The organism is Streptomyces cynarae (genome assembly GCF_025642135.1).
GTDB classification, from domain to species: domain Bacteria; phylum Actinomycetota; class Actinomycetes; order Streptomycetales; family Streptomycetaceae; genus Streptomyces; species Streptomyces cynarae.
The window spans coordinates 304,338-322,288 of record NZ_CP106793.1 but is presented as its reverse complement, the minus strand read 5'-3'; the positions used below and the strand labels follow the sequence as shown (position 1 = coordinate 322,288).

General features: G+C 67.5%; 14 protein-coding genes and 6 pseudogenes. 7 read left to right on the top strand and 13 right to left on the bottom strand.

Going from position 1 to position 17,951, the window contains the following annotated elements:
• Window positions 1-181: 181 nt before the first annotated feature.
• Complete coding sequence (locus tag N8I84_RS01690; RefSeq protein WP_263227596.1) at window positions 182-964, bottom strand: hypothetical protein; 783 nt, start codon at window positions 962-964, stop codon at window positions 182-184.
• 427 nt (window positions 965-1,391) lie between these two features.
• Between N8I84_RS01690 and N8I84_RS01685 the strand changes: the two genes are divergently transcribed.
• Both N8I84_RS01685 and N8I84_RS01680 read left to right on the top strand, forming a co-directional pair.
• A complete protein-coding gene (locus N8I84_RS01685; RefSeq protein WP_263227594.1) occupies window positions 1,392-2,753 on the top strand; it encodes a tetratricopeptide repeat protein in 1,362 nt (453 codons plus the stop codon).
• A gap of 723 nt (window positions 2,754-3,476) precedes the next feature.
• Window positions 3,477-4,703: pseudogene (locus tag N8I84_RS01680) on the top strand (IS110 family transposase).
• Window positions 4,704-4,721: 18 nt separating this feature from the next.
• Here N8I84_RS01680 and N8I84_RS01675 read toward each other — a convergent pair.
• Window positions 4,722-5,513, bottom strand: coding sequence for an alpha/beta fold hydrolase (locus N8I84_RS01675; protein WP_263227592.1), 792 nt, complete (start codon window positions 5,511-5,513; stop codon window positions 4,722-4,724).
• 976 nt (window positions 5,514-6,489) lie between these two features.
• On the opposite strand from N8I84_RS01675, the gene N8I84_RS43000 reads away from it, so the two are divergent.
• The 4 genes and pseudogenes from N8I84_RS43000 to N8I84_RS01665 all read left to right on the top strand — a co-directional run bounded on the left by N8I84_RS43000 (window position 6,490) and on the right by N8I84_RS01665 (window position 7,555).
• Window positions 6,490-6,687 (top strand): hypothetical protein, encoded by a 198-nt coding sequence (locus tag N8I84_RS43000; RefSeq protein WP_390898827.1) that lies wholly within the window; start codon window positions 6,490-6,492, stop codon window positions 6,685-6,687.
• A 32-nt stretch (window positions 6,688-6,719) separates the two neighbouring features.
• Window positions 6,720-6,815: pseudogene (locus N8I84_RS42995) on the top strand (bifunctional DNA primase/polymerase); the annotation flags it as partial.
• 2 nt (window positions 6,816-6,817) lie between these two features.
• Window positions 6,818-7,024: a hypothetical protein gene (locus tag N8I84_RS42990; RefSeq protein WP_390899083.1), complete on the top strand. Its 207-nt coding sequence runs from the start codon at window positions 6,818-6,820 to the stop codon at window positions 7,022-7,024.
• Between the two features lie 135 nt (window positions 7,025-7,159).
• Window positions 7,160-7,555 carry a VOC family protein gene (locus N8I84_RS01665; protein WP_263227590.1) on the top strand — a complete coding sequence of 132 codons (396 nt, stop codon included), beginning with the start codon at window positions 7,160-7,162 and terminating at the stop codon, window positions 7,553-7,555.
• Window positions 7,556-7,636: 81 nt separating this feature from the next.
• On the opposite strand, the pseudogene N8I84_RS01660 reads toward N8I84_RS01665, so the two are convergent.
• From N8I84_RS01660 to N8I84_RS01625, 8 genes and pseudogenes are all read right to left on the bottom strand, one after another.
• Window positions 7,637-8,420, bottom strand: a pseudogene (locus N8I84_RS01660) (IS5 family transposase); the annotation flags it as partial.
• Between the two features lie 282 nt (window positions 8,421-8,702).
• Window positions 8,703-9,119: an SgcJ/EcaC family oxidoreductase gene (locus N8I84_RS01655; RefSeq protein ID WP_263227589.1), complete on the bottom strand. Its 417-nt coding sequence runs from the start codon at window positions 9,117-9,119 to the stop codon at window positions 8,703-8,705.
• A gap of 258 nt (window positions 9,120-9,377) precedes the next feature.
• Entirely contained in the window at window positions 9,378-10,343 is a 966-nt protein-coding gene (locus tag N8I84_RS01650) for a sigma-70 family RNA polymerase sigma factor (RefSeq protein ID WP_263227587.1), read from the bottom strand.
• A gap of 322 nt (window positions 10,344-10,665) precedes the next feature.
• Window positions 10,666-10,890: a hypothetical protein gene (locus N8I84_RS01645; RefSeq protein WP_263235050.1), complete on the bottom strand. Its 225-nt coding sequence runs from the start codon at window positions 10,888-10,890 to the stop codon at window positions 10,666-10,668.
• Window positions 10,891-10,950: 60 nt separating this feature from the next.
• Window positions 10,951-11,368, bottom strand: a pseudogene (tpg, locus tag N8I84_RS01640) (telomere-protecting terminal protein Tpg); the annotation flags it as partial.
• A 295-nt stretch (window positions 11,369-11,663) separates the two neighbouring features.
• The gene (locus N8I84_RS01635; protein ID WP_263227586.1) at window positions 11,664-12,920 is read right to left on the bottom strand and encodes an MFS transporter; all 1,257 of its coding nucleotides are present in this window, start codon (window positions 12,918-12,920) and stop codon (window positions 11,664-11,666) included.
• A complete protein-coding gene (locus tag N8I84_RS01630; RefSeq protein ID WP_263227584.1) occupies window positions 12,911-13,411 on the bottom strand; it encodes a MarR family winged helix-turn-helix transcriptional regulator in 501 nt (166 codons plus the stop codon). The genes N8I84_RS01635 and N8I84_RS01630 overlap by 10 nt, the downstream gene beginning before the upstream one ends.
• A gap of 354 nt (window positions 13,412-13,765) precedes the next feature.
• The gene (locus N8I84_RS01625; RefSeq protein WP_263234618.1) at window positions 13,766-14,269 is read right to left on the bottom strand and encodes a VOC family protein; all 504 of its coding nucleotides are present in this window, start codon (window positions 14,267-14,269) and stop codon (window positions 13,766-13,768) included.
• Window positions 14,270-14,470: 201 nt separating this feature from the next.
• On the opposite strand from N8I84_RS01625, the gene N8I84_RS01620 reads away from it, so the two are divergent.
• Window positions 14,471-15,334 (top strand): S1 RNA-binding domain-containing protein, encoded by an 864-nt coding sequence (locus tag N8I84_RS01620; protein WP_263227582.1) that lies wholly within the window; start codon window positions 14,471-14,473, stop codon window positions 15,332-15,334.
• A gap of 346 nt (window positions 15,335-15,680) precedes the next feature.
• On the opposite strand, the pseudogene N8I84_RS01615 reads toward N8I84_RS01620, so the two are convergent.
• From N8I84_RS01615 to N8I84_RS01605, 3 genes and pseudogenes are all read right to left on the bottom strand, one after another.
• Window positions 15,681-17,012 (bottom strand): annotated as a pseudogene (locus N8I84_RS01615) (MFS transporter); the annotation flags it as partial.
• Window positions 17,009-17,665 carry a TetR/AcrR family transcriptional regulator gene (locus N8I84_RS01610; protein WP_263227580.1) on the bottom strand — a complete coding sequence of 219 codons (657 nt, stop codon included), beginning with the start codon at window positions 17,663-17,665 and terminating at the stop codon, window positions 17,009-17,011. The gene N8I84_RS01610 and the pseudogene N8I84_RS01615, both read right to left, overlap by 4 nt.
• Window positions 17,658-17,948 (bottom strand): annotated as a pseudogene (locus N8I84_RS01605) (Tn3 family transposase); the annotation flags it as partial. The gene N8I84_RS01610 and the pseudogene N8I84_RS01605, both read right to left, overlap by 8 nt.
• Between the last annotated feature and the right edge of the window lie 3 nt (window positions 17,949-17,951).

The window sequence follows — 17,951 nt, the reverse complement described above, 5'->3', positions numbered from 1 at the left end:
CTGTCACGCTGTCACGCCCAGGGGATGTCGAGCTACGGACGCAATGCGGCTCGTCAGGTGACGGAATGTCGCGGGTCAGCGGTCCGGGTGGCCAGGTCGTGTTGTGACGGTGCACGATAGTCGGCCCGTGGCACGGGTCCTCGCTCACCCACGGCAGAGATGCCGCAGGCGTCCGGATGGGTCAAAGTGTGGGCGAGGCTTCGGTGAGTGCCATCCACTCTCGGATCGTCTCCTGGTGCGATCCTTTCGCCGTACTCGCAGACACCGCCTCGGCGTCCTCAACGGAGCACGGCGTTCCTGCTCGGGTGAGCAGGACGAGCGGCCACGCAGGGCCCGCGCCAGCCGGCTCCCCGTCGAACGCGGCCCACTCCCAGGGCCCGTCGAACCGCCATGCCCGGCCGAAGGCATCGGCGACCTCGTCGCCCACCTGGAGGGATGCGTATGGGCGCATCAACAGTTCGAAGGTGAAGGGGATCTCGTCGCCAGGGTGGATGGTGTATCCCGAGCCATCAAGGTGGGTCTCGTCCGGGAACTCGCGATAGGACAGACCTCGGGGCAGCACCGTCACGGTCTGGGTGGGATGTGGCAGCCAGGCCGTCTGCAGCGGAGGGTCGTGGTGTTCGACGTCGGTCACGTGCACGACGGTGGGTGACACGCCGACCCGGCAGACGTCTCCCGCCTTCAATTGTTCGGGCGGGGGGTCCGTTCGAAAGAGCTCGGCCTCCACCTCAGGCGAGACGCTCCCGCTGCTGTTCACGCCGAGGGCGACGACCCCGTTCCAGTGCGCGAACTCATTCTCGGTGTCGATTTCCCACCACGGCCATCGCACCGACACGTGATCCCACGTGAGACCCTGCTCGACCCTGGTCACCGTGAAAGGGCAAGCAACCGACAGCACGTCACCGACCCGGAAGTCCCACTCGCCAATCATTCGGTCAGGGTAGACGGGTTCCTCTGGCGGCATACGCGGGCCTTCCAGCCAGGGCTCCCGCTCAGGCCTGCGGGCCCGCCATCGGACGGAGTTCACTCGGGAACCTTCACACCTCAGCACGGGAGATCCCCACCTCACGGACCACGTTTCCGCAGATCAACGAATTCCGTCGGTAGCCCATGTCACGCACCCCACCCGGCTGTCACGGCGGGGAGTCACGCGGCCGGTTCGGCCCGGAAACACGGGCCCGGGCCCCGATCTGGGTTTCTTGCCTGATCAGCGTGACACGGCTCGAGTCCGGTTACCGTCCCGTCCTGAACAATCCGGCCGACCTGTTGTCCCGTCGCAACGAAGTCTGACGGGTCTCATCGAACTTTGAGTGGCAAGCGCTCGTCTCATCGGAGTTTGACCACTCTGGGGCGCGGGCCGTTGTCGGAGGTGAGGGCTAGGGTGCCCTGTCGTGGACGCTGCTGATCTTGACTACCGGGTCCGGACGTTGTCCGGCTGCATTCCGCCGCTGCTGGTCTCGCGGCTTCTTGAGCTCGGCCATGCCGGGGAGGTGGAGTTCCAGGCCGGGCGGGGGGAGTGGTTCTGCGCACGGGAGTGGGCACGCCTGCTCGGCGAGAAGGGCCGACAGGCACAGGCGCTGGAGACGCTCGCTCCTTATGCCGCGACGGGCTGGTGGCCGGCCACCCGGGCCGAAGCGGAGCTGCTGGAGAGCTGGGGGCGGGTGGAGGAGGCGATCGAACGGGCCCGGCCGTACGCGCAGACGGGAAATCGACTGGCACTGGAGTTCTTCGCACGTCTGCTGGCCCGCCACGGCCGTGGCGACGAGGCGTTCACCCTGCTGAGAGCCGGGATCGACGACTGGTTCCTCGCCGACTGCCTAGTCGACATCGCCGAGAGCGCGGGCCTGGATGAGGAGGCGGCGGCGTTGCTGGAGGGCCGGGTCGAGGCGGTCCCCCCTTGTGGCGATCCCGACTGCGACAACCGGCGGACCGAGCCGTCCAACGCCATCGGACTGCTGGCCGCGATCCGGGAGCGCCAAGGCCGCATCGAAGACGCGATCGCCCTGCTGCACACCCGCAACACCACCTCCGTCAACGGCCGTGACCAGTTGGCCGACCTGCTGGCGAGACACGACCGGATCGAGGAACTGCGCGCGTACGCGGCGGTCGAGTACCACGGGCACGCCGCGCGGCGCCTTGCCGAGGTGCTGGAGGAGCGCGGTGACGTGGAAGGCGCGATCGACGTGTACCGGCAGCCGGGCGACTCTCCAGCCCGCCGGTATCACGGGGCCGTACTCCTGTCGGAGCTCTTGGCCCGGCACGGACGGGGCGACGAGGCGATCGAGGTGATGCGCACACTCGCGGAATCACCCGGCGGCGGGGAGGACTGGATAATCGGCACACTGTGCACTCTGTACGCCGACCACGGCCGCGCCCACGACGGCCTGGCCTACCTCGATGCCGTCAAGGCGCGCCGCGACGGTGAGGAGGAGTGGGACTTTTTCAGGATGAGGCTTCCGCTCATGGCCGATTGCGGCCTGCTCGACGAAGCAATCGAGCAGGCGCAGGCGCATCCCGAGGGCGCCACCTGGTACGCGGCCTGGAGCGTTTCCGACCTGCTGGCACAGGCCGGCCGCACGGAGGAAGCCGTCGCCATCCTCGAACAGCACCTGCCCTTCAACAGCTCCCTCCTCGCCCGGCGCCTCATCGACCTCGGCCGCATCAAGGACGCCGTACGAGTTCTTCAAGAGCCGAGGCCTGAACCGGCTGAACCCGTCTGGACTGGCACCTTCTCCACCGAACCCCCGTTCTGACACTGCTGACTCCGGCCACACCCGCCGGTGATAAACCACGGCAAACTGCGTTGAGACTGGTCAAACTTCGCCGCGACGGGTCATCGGTCGCCGCGCCGCCGGGCAGCCCCATAGCCCGGCGCGAAACCGGGTCCCTAATCCGTATCTAAGGGCGTCCCGATGGAGCAGAAGCTTCTCGGGATGTTCGAGCACTGGGCGGCGACGCCTCCGGCCGGCCGGGGCTCCTGAGACCTCCGCATAAAGCGGCGCGCGGTCCCAGTGCTCGGTGTGATGGCGGTTGCGTGGACGCCGGGCGGACGCCTACTGAGGTCCCCGGCCGTGATGCCTCGACCCAGAGCGAGCGCTGTTCGGCGTCTTCGTGGCCGCCACCACACCGCAGGGTCGTTGGCGCCCGCTGGTGCCGGACGGACATCTGAAGCCTGCACGGTTCGCGAGACCCAGGCTGAGACCTGGTGCCGCCCGGCGCCGCCGAGCGTCAACACCCGTCACTTGACCACTCGTTGGGGTTGGTGGTGCGAGCCCGCCGCACGGTGATCCCTTGATACGCCCGAGCCGTTCGAGCTCCCGCGCAGACCGGGGCCCGTGGGATGCGCTGGTGCCACGAACGGCTAGTGAGGTGTCGGCCCGACCCTGCTGCGGTCGAGGCCTGGGATTAGGTCGCTCGCGTGGCCCGCATGCGCTCGTGACCAGCGTAAACACCCAGTGCATAGGGGAGGGAACACTTTGATCTACTGCGGAATCGACTGGGCGGAACGTACCCACGACGTCGCCTTGGTCGACGACACCGGCACGTTGGTGGCCAAGCGGCACATCACCGACGACGCGGCCGGCTACAAGGTCCTGCTGGAGCTGCTTGCCGAGCACGGCGACACCGAGGAGAACCCGATACCGGTGGCGATCGAGACATCCCGCGGCCTGCTCGTTGCCGTCCTGCGGGCCGGGAAGCGGAAGGTGTTCGCGATCAACCCGATGGCAGCCGCCCGCTACCGCGACCGCCACTCGGTCTCGCGCAAGAAGTCCGACCCCGGCGACGCCCTCGTTCTGGCGAACATCCTGCGCACCGACATGCATGCCCATCGGCCCCTGCCGGGCGACTGCGACCTCGGTCGCGCCATCGCCGTCCTGGCCCGCGCCCAGCAGGACGCTCTGTGGAACCGGCAGCAGATCGCCAACCAGCTCCGCTCCCTGCTGCGCGAGTACTACCCGGCCGCCCTGGAAGCCTTCGCCGTCTGGGCCAACGGCCTGTGCCGCCCCGAGGCCCGTGAACTGCTCAAGGCCGCCCCGACCCCTTCACGAGCCGCACGGCTGAGCCGGACACAGCTCCAGGCCGCGCTCAAGCGGGCTGGCCGCAAGCGCGGTATCGAGGCGGAGGCCGACCGTCTCCGCGACGTCTTCCGCGCTGAGTGGGCCCACCAGCCCCCGCTGGTCGAGGACGCGCTCGGCAAGCAGATGCTCGCCCTCCTCCTCCAACTGGAAGCCGCTTGCACCGCCGCAGACCAGCTCGCGAAGGCGGTGGAAGAGGCGTTCCCTCAGCACCCGGACGCCGAGATCCTGCTGAGTTTCCCCGGACTCGGCATCCAGCTCGCCGCCCGGATCCTGGCCGAGATCGGGGACGACCGCACCCGCTTCGCCGACGCCCGCGGCCTGAAGGCATACGCCGGCGCCTCGCCCATCACCAGGGCCTCCGGCAAGAAATCGTCCATCACCCGGCGGTGGGTGAAAAACGACCGCCTCAACCACGCCGGCTACCTCTGAGCCTTCGCCTCCCTCCGCCACTCACCCGGAGCCGACGCCCACTACCGGCGCCGCCGCGAGATCGGCGACTGGCACGCCGCCGCTCAGCGCAACCTGTTCAACCGCATGATCGGCCAGCTCTACCATTGCCTCCAGCACGGCAAGCTGTTCGACGAACACACCGCGTTCCCCGCCGAACTGGCCGAAGCGGCCTGATGCGCTCAGAGATCCGCTTCACCCTGAATGTGTGGCGCCGGGGTTGTCATGCCGTGCCAGGAAGTCCAAGATGCGCGGCCCCACCACGTCCGCATGGGTGTGCTGAACCGTGTGCCAGGCGTTGTTGATGATCAACCACTCGGCGCTCGGCACATGACGCTTGAACGCGATCATCTGATCGGTGTTGGCGAAGGGATCCGCCTCGCCGGCCACGAACAGGGCGGGGACGGCGATGCGGGCCAGGTCGTCCTCGATGAAGGCTGGGGTGGTTGAGGCCATGGCGACGATCTGTCGCATCAGCTCCCGCCAGTATCCGGGCTCGTTGTGCGAGTCGTGCCGATCGGCCAGGCTGGATGCCCACTCGGGGAACTGCCGCTCGATCGCCTCGGGCTCGGCGTTGCGCAAAAATGTTCGAATCGCCTCGTCGACGCGGAAGCTGGTGCCGACACACACCATGCTGCGCAGGAGCTCGGGGTTTTCGAGGGCCAGGTGAAGGGCGGTGATGCCGCCGTCGCTCACGCCCGCGAAGTGGACGGGGCCGAGATCGAGCCGGGTAATGAAGGCCCGGAGATCCGCAGCGAGGAGGTCGTAACCGAGGCGCCCGGCCGGGTTCCGGGTCCGGCCGTGGCCGCGGTGTTCCAATGCCAGGACGCGGTACTGCTTCGCGAACTCCGGGATGAGGGCGGCCCAGCCGGCCTCGGCGTCGTCCAGGGAACCGGAACCGCCGTGCATGAGGACCAGCGGCTTCCCGTCCCAGGGGCCGGTCTCCTCGTAGTAGAGGTCGAGGTCGTCGATGCGTAGGAACGGCATGATCCATTGATGTCACGCCACGGCACGGAGCGCACCTTCTTTTTCACGCTCTCTGAGTGATGGGCGCTCTGCACTCGCCAGGCCGTGCCGATTTCAGCCAGCATCCGGCGGGCTGCCTCGCGGCCGTCAGGACACGGTGCCGACACCCTCGGGTCAGCCAGATAATCGAACGCGACGCCCGCCCCACTTGACGGCATACCAACGTGAGGTGTCTGGGTCCTGGGTCCAGCAGTGTCCCGGGGCCTGGTGCCGGGTTTCGTCCGTACCGTCCGGTCACTTCAGTCGCTTGGGCCGCTCTGGAGTCTCTTGCTCAGCGACTGAAGATCAGCGACTCAGTCGGTCTTCGGTCGCTAGGCAGTGGGGGTCAAAACCGCAGGCCAGCGGGCTGGTGCGGACGCATCAGCGGCTGAAGCGACTCAGACTTCGGTTATTTGAGACGTTCCTGTGTGCGCGTGTGCGTCATACATAGAGACCTTCAGTCGCTTCAGTCGCTGTTCCAGGATCCTGACCACCTGTGACCTGTTCTCTTCACTCTGAGGTGTGAGCAGCGACCGAGGCACTTTGAGTCGCTTCGGCGGTCGTTGGGTCGCTGGAGACGGTCGGCCAGTCGCATCATCGACACGGGTCGAGGTTCTTTCGCATGTGCACCATGACCTCATCGGCCGCGTTCGCTACCCTGTGTTCGTCGTTGAGTCGCTTCGGTCGCTGACAGGGGTGGAGATGCCTGCTGAGCTGCGCACTTCTCGCAGCGACTCACGGCAGCCTGGTCCCCAATCTTCAGTCGCTGAGCTGCCGCTGGCTACTGCACGCCGGGGCTGGCCTGTGCACCCTCTGGCTCCCGGCCGAAAGGCCCCAGCAGCGAACTGCCCCGACTGCCGGACGGCCTCTCACCCGCCTGCCGGGTGCCCCTGCCTGCCCGCAGGCCGCTGGTGCCAGGGCTTCCATGCTGCAACGTCGACCAGCGACGCATCGAAACATGGTGGAGCGCCACCCCAACTCAGGAGTCGGAATCGCCTGCGGCCCCGCAGGCCTCGTCGCCATCGACGCCAAGCCGGCCCAACCCCCGAGCCGGGACCGGATCCTGCCCGGCATCCCCATCGGCGACCACGTCGACCTCACAGGCATGGCCGCCGACTTCCACACTCTCGCCGTCCTGGCCGCACTCCGCGGCTAGCCCGCCCCGCCGAGGACGACACGACGTTGCGCGTGCGGACCGCGTTCGGCGGCCTGCACGTCTGGTACCGGGTGCCAGACGGCCGCCGCTGGCAGTGCTCGGCTGGCTCAAGCCAAGGACGAGACCTTGCTTGGCGGGTCGACGTACGCGCCCACGGCGGCTACATCGCCCCGGCACCCGCACCCGCCACGGCACCTACACCCCCCTCGACGAGGTCCGTGAGCCCACCGCACTCCCCGCCTGGCTCGCCCAAGAACTCGAACGCACCGGCCACTTCCCCGCATCCAGCGTTCCCACCCCCGGCCAGTACCGCCCCGCGCCCGGCAAGCCGTCCTAGCCGCTGGCGGCGGCCGTGACCGTACTAGGCGGTTTCCTCCAGATCAAGCCCGTTTGATATCTCTGGCCAACAAGATCTCGGATCTGTCGGGCGGGCGACATACGCTGAGCCCCGTCCGCACTATCTGGGAGAAGCATGACAAGCAGGTTCACCGAGTTGACCGTTGACTGCCATGATCCGGAGAGGCTCGCGGCCTTCTGGTGCGAGGTCCTGGACTTCAAGGTGATCGACCGGAGCGAGGGCAAGGTCGAGATCGGCTCTTGGGTGCCAACCGTCGAGGATGTCCGGGCCCACCAGATGCCGCCTACCCTGGTGTTCATCCGTGTGCCTGAGGGCAAGACCGTCAAGAACCGACTTCACCTCGACGTCAGCCCGATCGACGCCAGCACCGAGGACGAGGTGACCAGATTGCTCCGTCTCGGCGCCGTTAAGGCGGACGTGGGCCAGGGCCCAGACCGGAACTGGGTGGTCATGGCTGACCCCGAGGGCAACGAGTTCGACGTCCTGCGCACCTTGGCACCGCAGGACTAGCCTGCCTTCCTCCGAGCACCTTTCCGACCAGATGAAGATGGCGGCGATGTGGAGTCCGGCGAGGTAGATGGTGGCGGTCTAGTCGTATCGGGTGGCCAGACCGCGCCACTGCTTGATCTTGTTGATGCACCGTTCGACCGTGTTCCGCTGCTTGTAGGCGTCGCGGTCGAAGGCTGGCGGACGGCCGCCGCAACCGGCCGAGCCCTTGCGGTTCGCGGCCTGGTCGGCCGACTGTGGGATCACCGACCGGCTTCCGCGCCGTCGCAGGTGACTGCGGATCATCCGAGACGAATAGGCCTTGTCGACCAGGACCACGTCCGGTGTGGTCCTGGGCCGGCCGATCGGCCGGGGCACTCGTAACCGGGCCATGACCTCGGGAAATGCGGGTGCGTCACCTGCCTGCCCGGGCGTGACGACGAAAGCGAGCGGGCGGCAGCGGCTGTCGGCGGCGAGGGGAATCTTGGTGGTCGAGCCGCCGCGGGAACGTCCGAGGGCATGGCCGTCCGGCTCGCCGGCTGGGGCGGGCCCCTATTGACGAGCCCCGGCGGCGTGCTGGTGAGTGCGAACGACGGTGGAGTCGACCGCGACGACCCAGTCGAGGTCGCCTTCGGTGTGGGCCTGGGCGAGCAGAGCGGTGAAGACCTTCTCCCAGGTGCCGTCGGTGGCCCACTTCCGCAGCCGGTTGTGGGCACCCTTCCGCGACCCAAAGTGCTCGGGCAGGCCCATCCAGGCTGTCCCGGTGCGGTACTTGAAAGAGATCGCGTCGATCACCTGCCGGTGATCACGCCACCGTCCTCCGGCGCTTCGGTGTTCGGTCCGGCAGCAGCGGCTCGATCCGCGCCCACTGGGCATCAGTCAACGACACACATCAACCAACGGTCAGATGATCCAAAGGGAACGGCGTAGCCCGGCCCGGTAGACAAGCAAAACGAAGCTCCTGGTGGCGACGGTTGATCTCGGTCAGACAACCCACCTACCAGGAGCTTCGTCGCTCTGTCACCTCAACTCTAGTGCCTGGGGCTTGGCTGTAGGCCAGAGCGAGTAGCTCGATCCTGGTGCGGGGGGATGGGGAGCCCCCTGGGCCGGGTCGACCGAAAGCGTCCCTCTTCCGCGGAGGTGGTTGAGGGGCGCCAGGCCGGCAGCAGCCTCAGCCCTGGTGCATGAACGCCGGGGAGTTCTGGTAGGCCGCGAGCAGCCACTTGCCGTCCTGCCGGGTGAGCACCCAGCTCGCGACTACAAGGCGGCCTTCCAGCACCTCACTTTCGCCCGGGAAGAGGATGCCCGTCTCACTGACGACCACGGCGGCATCGTTGTTGAGGAAACGGATGCTCAGTACCTTATCGGTAGTGGTCGAGCCCTTCAGGAAGGTGCTGAAGCCGGCCTTCATGCTCTCGCGGATCTCTTCCCGGGACTTTCGGTAGGACCCGGGCAGGATCGCGCTGGCGTCGTCGGTGTACTCGGCCACGAACGCATCAGCATCGTTGGCAGTCCTGGCTTCGTATACGCCCTTGAGCACGTTGCGGATGGCGGTCTCGTCCGCTGCACGGGTCTGGTTCGCAGTCAAGGTCTTCCTCGCTTCATCGTACGGTACAGATCGCCGCGGCCTGCGGCTCACAGGGAGTCGTCTGCGCTCCGCAGATAGATACCGGCGGCCAGGCCTGAACTCATCGCGCCCGCGCAGATTCTTTGCGGGTGCCAGCCGATAGCGCCCTGAACAGTGGTGATGCGCCTGGATCTGGTCGGCTTGCCGCCCCGAGCCGACGAAGAGCGGGCCCGCCCGCGTCACGACATCGGCACGGGCCGGCGGCAAGCGGAGCAGCCTTCAGGATCCGCTTGTGGTGTCCAGGTCGAACGCTGCAAAGACCTCGACGTCCTGGAACACGGTGGTCCTGCTGATGCCGGCGTCGGTGATGGTGAACACCTGCAGGGTGTGCAACTCGAACGCGCCGCTGTCGCCGCGGCGATAAGCCGCGAAGCCCGGCTGGCCGTTCGCCGCAATCGGGTCGAGACTCCAGGTGCTGCCGGCCTTTGCGAAGACCCAGCCCATGAACCGGGCGTAATTGTCTCGGCCGACGAACCAGTTGAGCATCGGAGGCATCTCCATGAGGACATCGTCGGCGAGGAGCCGCTTGATTCCTTCGATGTCCGCCTTCTCGAATGCCTTCATGTAGCGCTCGACGCAAGCCCGTTGTTCCGCCTGTGAGGGCTCCGCGACGCTGTCCTCCCGGACGCCTGCTTCGTTCAGACGTGCACGCGCCCGCTGCAGCGAACTGTTGACCGAAGCGACCGACGTGCCGAGCACGTCCGCGGTCTCGGCCGCTGAGAAGGCGAGCACCTCACGCAGGATCAATGCGGCACGCTGGCGCGCCGAGAGATGCTGCAGCGCGGCGACGAACGCCAGGCGCAGGCTGCCCCTGTCGACGGCTGCGCCGGCCGGGTCCCCCAGGTGCAGCAACGCGTCGGGCATCGGCTGCAGCCAGGTGACCTCGCCGCCGTGGACGAACGGCTGGAGGGGATCGCTTTCCGCGACCATCCCTGACGGCAGCGGTCTGCGGCTGCGGCTCTCCAGGGCATTCAGGCAGGCGTTTGTCGCAATCTGGTACAGCCAGGTCCGCAGCGAGCCGCGGGTTCGGTCGTAACGTGCCCGCGCCCGCCAAGCCCGCAGATAGGTCTCCTGCACTAGGTCTTCGGCATCGTGAACCGAGCCGAGCATCCGGTAGCAGTGGGCGAGCAGCTCCGGTCGGTATGGCTCGAGTTGGCGGTCGAAGTCCGCCGTCGTGGTCGCCATCCCGACCCCTTCCGTTGCGTCCCTCGTCGGGGACACTATTGCATCTCCACCCCACCGGCCTGGGGGGCGGCTCCTCCAGGCCCTGTCCCACACCGGAGATCCCCTCCAGCACGGCGGCCGCTGCCTCGCGGATGATCACCAGCCGGACAGCTGCTGCCGCGGTCTCCAGCCGCACGTTCCGCTATGCGACCTCGGCCTGGGGCTCATAGACTCTCGACCGCGCCGCGGCCACCGGCGTCTCCGGCTCCTCGAGCAACGTCACCATGAGCGCCCCAACGCGGCTGAGTGTGAGGTTCCGCTACCTCGTCGCGAGGGGCAGCACTCAGAGGCGCGGGCACCCCGTGCGTTCCAACGCCTTGCGGGCGGCGAGATAGCCCGCGATCTTGAACGCCAGTTCATGAGAGCCGAACGTATCGGCGCGGGCGCGCCGCAGCACCACCCGAGTGGCGATCACGACTCCGTGCTCGGGCAAGCTCAGCTGCTCCTCGATCCCCACGGCGGCAGCCGCGAAGAAGCGTGACAGGGCCTCGGCGGGTTCGTAGTCCACCGTCAGCTCTTGAGCCACCTCGAAGGCGAAGCCCTCAGCTGCGGGCTCGAAATCCACCTCTTGCTCCCGAGCCTGGAAGAGGCGGCCGGCGTAGTGCGGGGCAGCGCGAGGGCGAGGTGGCGCAGCCGCGGGTCGTCGGTGCTGTCGGGGGCGGCGGTGTAGCTGAATCGGGCGCGGGTGTCGAGAACGATGCCGCAGGTGGTGGCTGCTGTCTGCTTGGCCTTGGCCCGGATCTGCGGCTGCCGGCGCTTCGTAACCTCACGTTCCAAGCGCGCCGCGAGGTCCTTGCGGGGTTTTCTGATCTGGTCCTTCACGTACCGCTCGACGGTTCGCTGGGAGATCTGCAGCAGTTGCGCGACTGCCCTGGTGCCCTTGAGCTGCTTGACCAGGTACCGCATCTGGGCCCGGCGGACTTGGGGATGGGGCGCGTGAACGCGCCCTGCACTGCTTTGTCGAGCCCGTCCCCGACGGTGACCATCGGCCTGCCTCTCTCCCTACTCTCCGGAGTCCTTGGCGCTGTCCTCGCCGATCTTGGTGTATCGGACAGGGCCGGCGACCTTGCCACACCCTCTCGCGCGAGGCCCAGACACCTGGCCTATCACCCGTCAGTCGACGTTGACCCTGTGACTTCGCCGATAGACGGCCAGCGGCGGACAGGGAAGCCCATGTCATCGCGTCGTGACGAGTCGTAGTTGGCCATTTCGCCGATCGATAGTCGGCCAGTCGGGATGTCGAAGGGCTGCTCCCGCCAGGCGTTTGCCTCCGGACCAGGCTCATGGGCTGACCGAAGCGGGATGGGCAGAGGAGGACGCGGAGGACCTGCGCAGGTCTGCTGTTGTGGCGCCCACTACGGCCACGGCACCGAGGCAGAGCAGGCCGCCGCTGACGAGGGCGGCTGCTCCTGAGGTGACATCTGCCACGAGGCCGCCGCGCATGTTGCCGATGTCGGGTCCGGCTTGTCCGACGATCTGTTCAGCGGCACTGACGCGGCCAAGGAACTCGTGAGGCGTGTGCATCTGGACGACAGTGCTCCGGGAGACGACGGTGACGGTGTCGGCGGCGCCGGCTATGACGAGGAAAGCCAAACCGATCCATGGGTTGGGCGACATGCCGAACAGCGTCAACGCTGCGCCCCAGGCGGCGGAACCGCCAAGCATGACCAGGCCGGGACGGGGGAAGCGGGTGAAGGTTCCCGAGAAGAAGGACGCTGTAACGCCGCCGACGGCGATGGCCGTGAGGAACAGTCCGAGGGTGCGTGGATTGCCGTTGAATCGTTCGGCGTTGATCAAGGGGAACAGGCTGATGGGCATCGACAGCACGGTGGTGGCCAGGTCTGTGAGCAGGGCTCCGCGAATGACGGGGGTGCGGCCCAAGAAGGCCAGGCCGTCCAGCACCCCCCGCAGGCCGGGCCGTGCGGGCTCGTCTCCGCGGTTCATATGGGGCAAGCCGAAGGCACCGTAGAGCGCGGCGACGAACGTCAAGGCGTCGATCAGGTAGCAGGTGCCGACTCCCGGCCCGCCTACGATCAATCCGGCGAGCGTGGGGCCGAGCAGCATGGCGCCCTGGAAGGCGATGCGTCTCAACGCCAGTCCCGCAGCCAGTTGGTGCTTGGGCAGAAGGTGCGGGACGAAGGTGCGCGAGGCCGGGCCGCCGCCTGCGCCGAAGCAGGACTGGAGCGCGACGATCCCCAGCACGCCGGCGGCAGGAACGTGCCCGAGGAACGCCTGGAGTGCGAGGAGGAGCGAACACACGGCTTGTCCGCTGGTGGTGAGCAGGTAGAACTTCCGGCGGTCCACTCGATCGACGAGCGATCCGGCGAACAGTCCGAGCGCGACGAGCGGAATCGCCTGGGCCAGCCCGACGGCACCCGTCCACGTGGGGCTCTTCGTCATCTGCCAGACCTGGAACATGACGGCGACGAGCGTCATCTGGCCGCCGAAACCGGACAGGGTCTGCCCGATCCACAACCGCCGGAACGGTGGTGACGACCGTAACGGAGTCACGTCGATCAGCGTGCGCTTCAGCCCCATGCGGGATCCTCCGCCAGCTTCTCGGCGATCCGGTCGTGGAAACTCTTGCGCTCAAGAGCCCGCTCGATATCGGCGACGACCTGGGAGAGCGGGTAGGGAATCTCCGCCTCCAGGTCAGCGACGGCGGCCTCGGTGGCCCGCCATTCCGCTGCCAGGCGATCCACGACACGACGGGCTTTGTCGGTGAGCGTCACCTTCCTGGTGCGCGCGTCGTCGCCCACGACCGTCTGAACCCAGCCGGCCGTGCGCATCGCGGCGACCTTCTGGCTGAGTGCCGAATGTGTGCGCTGAACCGACTCGGCCAGTTCCGCGATGGTCATGGGTCCGCAAGCGTGAAGCCGGAGCAACTCCATGACGAAGCTTGGTTTGAGCCCGTCGATCTGTTGCTCGGAGTAGATCCGGGCGATGTCGGCGTCCATGGACGCCTGCAGCAGACGCAGGGGCCGCCAGAGGCTTTGCTGCGTCGGGTCGAGCGCGTGGTTGTCAGCCATGCGCAACATCGTAACAGCACTTATATAAGCACTGTTGTTTTTGGACTCGGCTGTCGATGAGGACCTCAAACACGTGGCTTGTTGCTGTCGATCGCGCTGGCGAGTTGGTCGGCGTACTCCGTCAGGAGTGGCTTGAGCTGGGCGTAATGTGTGTTCGCTCCCGGCCTGGCGAGGCAGTTGGCGATCGATTCCCAGTGCCTGCGGTGTCGTAGCTGGGGTGGCAGAGCGGGTATGAGAGGGGCGAGTGCGCGTTCGCTGCCGGTGACGCGCGACCAGACGAATTCCGAAGCGGCCTGGTGCTTCCGTGGGCTGTCGTGGGGGAGGGGTGGTGCCGGGCCTTGGGGTGATCTGGCCTCAGATAGCGGCCGAGTCCCCTTGCGGGAGGGTCCGTCGGCGCAGAAGCTCCTCCTGCGAGACGTCTTCCACGTGGGTCAGAAATACCCATATGTGACCGGAAGGGTCCTTGACGATGACGGTGCGGTCACCGTGGAACATGTCCTTCGGCGGCTGGATGATCTCAGCGCCGGCGGCTTCCGCGCGCTCCGCCAGGCTGTCGACGTCCGGCACGAAGACGTGCAGCGTGACGGACGTACCTCCGCCGAGTGAGGTCGGCGCGGCGAAGGAGGCGGCCTCCGCCTCGCCCACGCTGGCGTCGCCCAACATCAGGGTCGACCGTCCTATGGTGATCTCGGCGTGCAGAATCCCGCCGCCCGGAGCGTCGATCCTGAAGTCCTCACGGGCGCCGAACGCCCGCTTGTAGAAATCGATCGCCGCGGCGGCGTCGTCGACCATGATGTGCGGGATCACGGCATAGCGGTAGCGGTTGGGGATCTCGATGTGGGGTGTGTGCTCGGTCACTACGAACCTCCCTGAAAAGGCACCGCTGGTCGGTTCCTGCGGCTGGAAGGAACCTAGAAGCTCAAGCTTGGTTGAGGTCAAGCGTGTGACCCTGCAAGTGCCTGTCTGACAGGCCACCTGGAGTCCCTGCCCTGCCATTCGGAAGGCACAGCTCGCCAGCTCGAGTGCTCATCCGCCAACAGACGTGAAAGCACATCAGGCATGAAGATCACGATCTACAGCTGGAGTACTAGGCTCACCTCCATGTCCGAGCCGGCCCCTGACCCTCGCATGCAGTCCTTGATCAACCACCTCCGGCCGGGAGTCGTGAGAACGGTGAAGGTCACCGGGTTCGACGGAGCGGACGTCCTAGTGCAGCTCCTGGATGCCGAAGGGGAGAAACCCGAAATCGGTCGGATCCCTCGACATGAGGCGTCGATGCGTCGGATGGAGCATCCGTCCGAGCTGTTTGAGGTCGGCCAGGAGATGCATGCCGAAGAGATCGGGCGTTGGCGCGAAGGTCAGCTTCACCTCTCCGCCAGGGCGTGCGAGATTCCGGCCTTGCGGTCCTTTCTCCTCGCGTTTGAGCGAGGGCAGGTCGTCGCTGGGACGGTCTCCGGGGTTCACAACTTCGGAGTCTTCGTTCATCTAGATGGCGAACCGGATGGCCTCTGCACCGGCTTCATCCGGGTGCCGGACCTGAGGTGGGGCTGGATCAACCACCCCTCCGAGGCAGTTGAAGTTGGCCAGCGGATCACCGCTGAGGTGATTATGGCCGAGACGCGCTCCGGACAGGTCACGCTCTCGATGAAGGCTCTGCAGGAAGATCCACTCATTCGGTTTGCGGATCAGGTCGGCCGGGTCCTCACTGGACCAGTCGCCAAGATCGTTCCTTTTGGTGTGTTCGTGGAGCTTGCTCCTGACGTTGTGGGGTTCATTCACCTGTCAGAGCTGACTGACGAGCTGGTCGCGACCCCGGATCAGCTTGTCGATGAAGGCGAGCTGATCACGGTGAAGGTCGCCGAGGTCGACCTCCAGCGTCACCGGGTGCGGCTGGGCGCCGCTGGCGGAGCGGACAGAACCTAGCGAGACGAGGAGTTAATTCCATCTGGCGAGGTGCGACCAGAACAATCCACCTGCCGTTCCGTCAGGAGCGCCTGCGGCCCTGCCCACGCTCACGCTTCTCATGGCGTGAAAGAAAGTGCCCACCACCACCGAGGACCTTGGATCTTCGGAAATGGTGCCAAGCAGACTGGCACATCACGGTTGTTGCAAGAAGCGTGACCGCTTGGTGCCAACCATGCGCCGGCGTCGCCGGTGGGCGCCGTCGCCGGCGCCGGGCGTTTGTGTGTCGAGCGGGTGCCGCCTGCGGTGTTGGTGCTTGCGTCGGGCACGTGGAGGTCGTGCCGTGTCCTTCCTGCTGGGCCGGGCGTCGGGGTAGCTGCGACGCAGGGAGCAGGCCGAGTGCGGCGAGTGCGGCCAGGACCAGCAGGGCAGGGCTCATCGTTGAAACTGCGGACCCGGTTGCGCCGGCCGCGACGGCGATGCCGAGGGTCGGACCGATGTTCATGGCGGTCTGCTTGAGCCCACCGACGACCCCGGCGTACCCGGGCGGCGCGTCGCCGACGACGGTCCCGGTGGCAGTGACCATCACTGTGGCGAACCCGGCACCGATGACGGCAAAGGCTGCGGTCATGGCCATCCACGGGCTGGTCGGACCGAGCCGGGACAGCCCCGCGATGCCGACCGCAACGAGGGCCGTACCGGCGATCGCGGTGTGGCGCGCACCGTACCGGCGCAGTGCGGCGCCCGCGGCCGGTGCGCCGAGGACCATGAGCGCGGTCAGCGGTAGGACGCGCAGACCGGTGGCGAGCGGGTCGAGGCGGAGTGTGTCCTGGAGGTAGAACGTGGCCCTGAACAGTGCGCCGAACAGGCCGGCGGTGGTGACCAACAGGATTGCCATCGACGCCGTCACCGGTGCGGACCGCGCCACGGCCGGCGGAACGATCGGGTGTGTGGTGCGGCGTTCGTGCCGGGCGAGGACCGCTGCGACGCCTGTGACGGTGAGGAGTTCGAGCAGCGTCGGCGAGGCGGTCCACCCCCGCGCGGGTACGTCGGCCAGGGCGTGAACCAGGACTGCGAGCGCGATCGCGAGCAGGCCCGCACCGGTGAGGTTGAGCCGCGAAGAGTTGGCACGTTCAGGTGTCGGCGTCCGCACGGCGAGGACGAGAGCGGCGATGACGAACGCGACAGGCACGTTGACCCAGAACACGGCGCGCCAGCCCAGCTGCGCCACGAGCACACCGCCGAGGATCGGACCGGACCCCGCCGCCACCGCGATCGCACTGGTGCGGATGGCGATGGGCGTGCCGAGCCGGTCCGCGGGATACGCCAGCCGCAGTAGCGCGAGCGTCGCAGGCTGCAGGAGCGCGCCGAAGCCGCCCTGCATCGCGCGCAGGACGATCACCCAGCCGACGGTTGGCGCGAGCGCGATCCCGGCGGAGGCGGCCCCTAAGCCCAGGACGCCGGCGAGCAGCAGGCGAGGATGCCCGTAACGATCCCCGAGGCGCCCGGCGATGACGAGCAACGCGGCCACCGCGACCAGGTAGCCGGTGCTCGTCCACTGGATCTGCACCATGCTCGCGCCGAGATCACGCTGCAGGCTGGGCTGTGCCACGAGCAGGATGGTGCCGTCCAGTGCGACGATCATTGCGCCGGCCACGCTGACCAGAAGTGCGAGCTGCCGCTGTACGGGTGCGGTCATGAGGTCATCGGGCCAAGATGGGCGTCCAGAACTGCCGTGATGAGCCGGTCGCGCTGGTCGTCGCCGGGGTCACCGCCCAGCGGTGGGGCCCCGAGGGCGAGTTGCAGGCTGCCCCAGGCCCACAGCTGGGCGATGCCGTGCAGGTTCGACCACAGGGCGGCGGCGGTCACGGCAGGCGGCGGTGCGGCCTCGTTCGGCCCGCCGGTGCGTTGCGTGGCAGCCCGTTCCGATCGGCATCGGGCGACGAGCTCGGTGATGTGTCCGAACAGCGGGAGGGTCGATTCGCGCAGCCTCGGTTGGTCCGATGGCTGCGGCGCGCTGTCGAGCAGGTCGTGCCGCCACATGAGCTCGAACATGCCGCGGCGTTCCAAAGCGTACCCGACGTACACCCGCGCGAGGGCATCCAGCTCGCCGCGTGATGTGGTCGTGCCGGAGACCGCGGCCTCGAACCGGGTTCCGAGGTCCTCGAAGCCGCGACGGGCGATAGCCGACAGTAGCGCGTGGTGCGTGGGGAAGTACCGACGCGGCGCCCCGTGCGACACCCCCGCTCGACGGGCTATCTCCCTCAGGCCCACGGACGCGGAGCCCTCGGTCAGCACGAGGTCGACCCCGACATCGATCAGCCGCTCCCGAAGGGAGCCCTCATCAGTCATAGACAGTGTCTACCAGGGGTCGTAGACACTGTCTACTATGTTTGGGGCGGCCGCGGGTGAAGCGGCGCAGGACCTGTTCGGCCTCCGTGGTGCCCAGGCGCAGGGCGGTGGCGTACTTGACCATCTGGTCGTACTGCTGCGCGACCAGGTCCCACTTGATGGCCCGGGTTGTCAGCGGGCCGCCGAGCGTGGGCCAGCCGGGCGGGGTGTCGTGCGGGCGGCGTAGGCGGATGTTGCCGATGTTCTTCAGCCTCGGCAGCAGTCGGAAGTTGAGCAGCTCGGTGAA

What these genes read in the sequence shown, in the direction of transcription:
- N8I84_RS01690 (WP_263227596.1), bottom strand. Translation starts at nt 964, where the DNA reads ATGCCGCCAGAGGAACCCGTCTACCCTGACCGAATGATTGGCGAGTGG.
- N8I84_RS01675 (WP_263227592.1), bottom strand. Translation starts at nt 5,513, where the DNA reads ATGCCGTTCCTACGCATCGACGACCTCGACCTCTACTACGAGGAGACC.
- N8I84_RS43000 (WP_390898827.1), top strand. Translation starts at nt 6,490, where the DNA reads ATGGTGGAGCGCCACCCCAACTCAGGAGTCGGAATCGCCTGCGGCCCC.
- N8I84_RS01665 (WP_263227590.1), top strand. Translation starts at nt 7,160, where the DNA reads ATGACAAGCAGGTTCACCGAGTTGACCGTTGACTGCCATGATCCGGAG.
- N8I84_RS01650 (WP_263227587.1), bottom strand. Translation starts at nt 10,343, where the DNA reads ATGGCGACCACGACGGCGGACTTCGACCGCCAACTCGAGCCATACCGA.
- N8I84_RS01635 (WP_263227586.1), bottom strand. Translation starts at nt 12,920, where the DNA reads ATGGGGCTGAAGCGCACGCTGATCGACGTGACTCCGTTACGGTCGTCA.
- N8I84_RS01630 (WP_263227584.1), bottom strand. Translation starts at nt 13,411, where the DNA reads ATGGCTGACAACCACGCGCTCGACCCGACGCAGCAAAGCCTCTGGCGG.
- N8I84_RS01620 (WP_263227582.1), top strand. Translation starts at nt 14,471, where the DNA reads ATGAAGATCACGATCTACAGCTGGAGTACTAGGCTCACCTCCATGTCC.
- N8I84_RS01610 (WP_263227580.1), bottom strand. Translation starts at nt 17,665, where the DNA reads ATGACTGATGAGGGCTCCCTTCGGGAGCGGCTGATCGATGTCGGGGTC.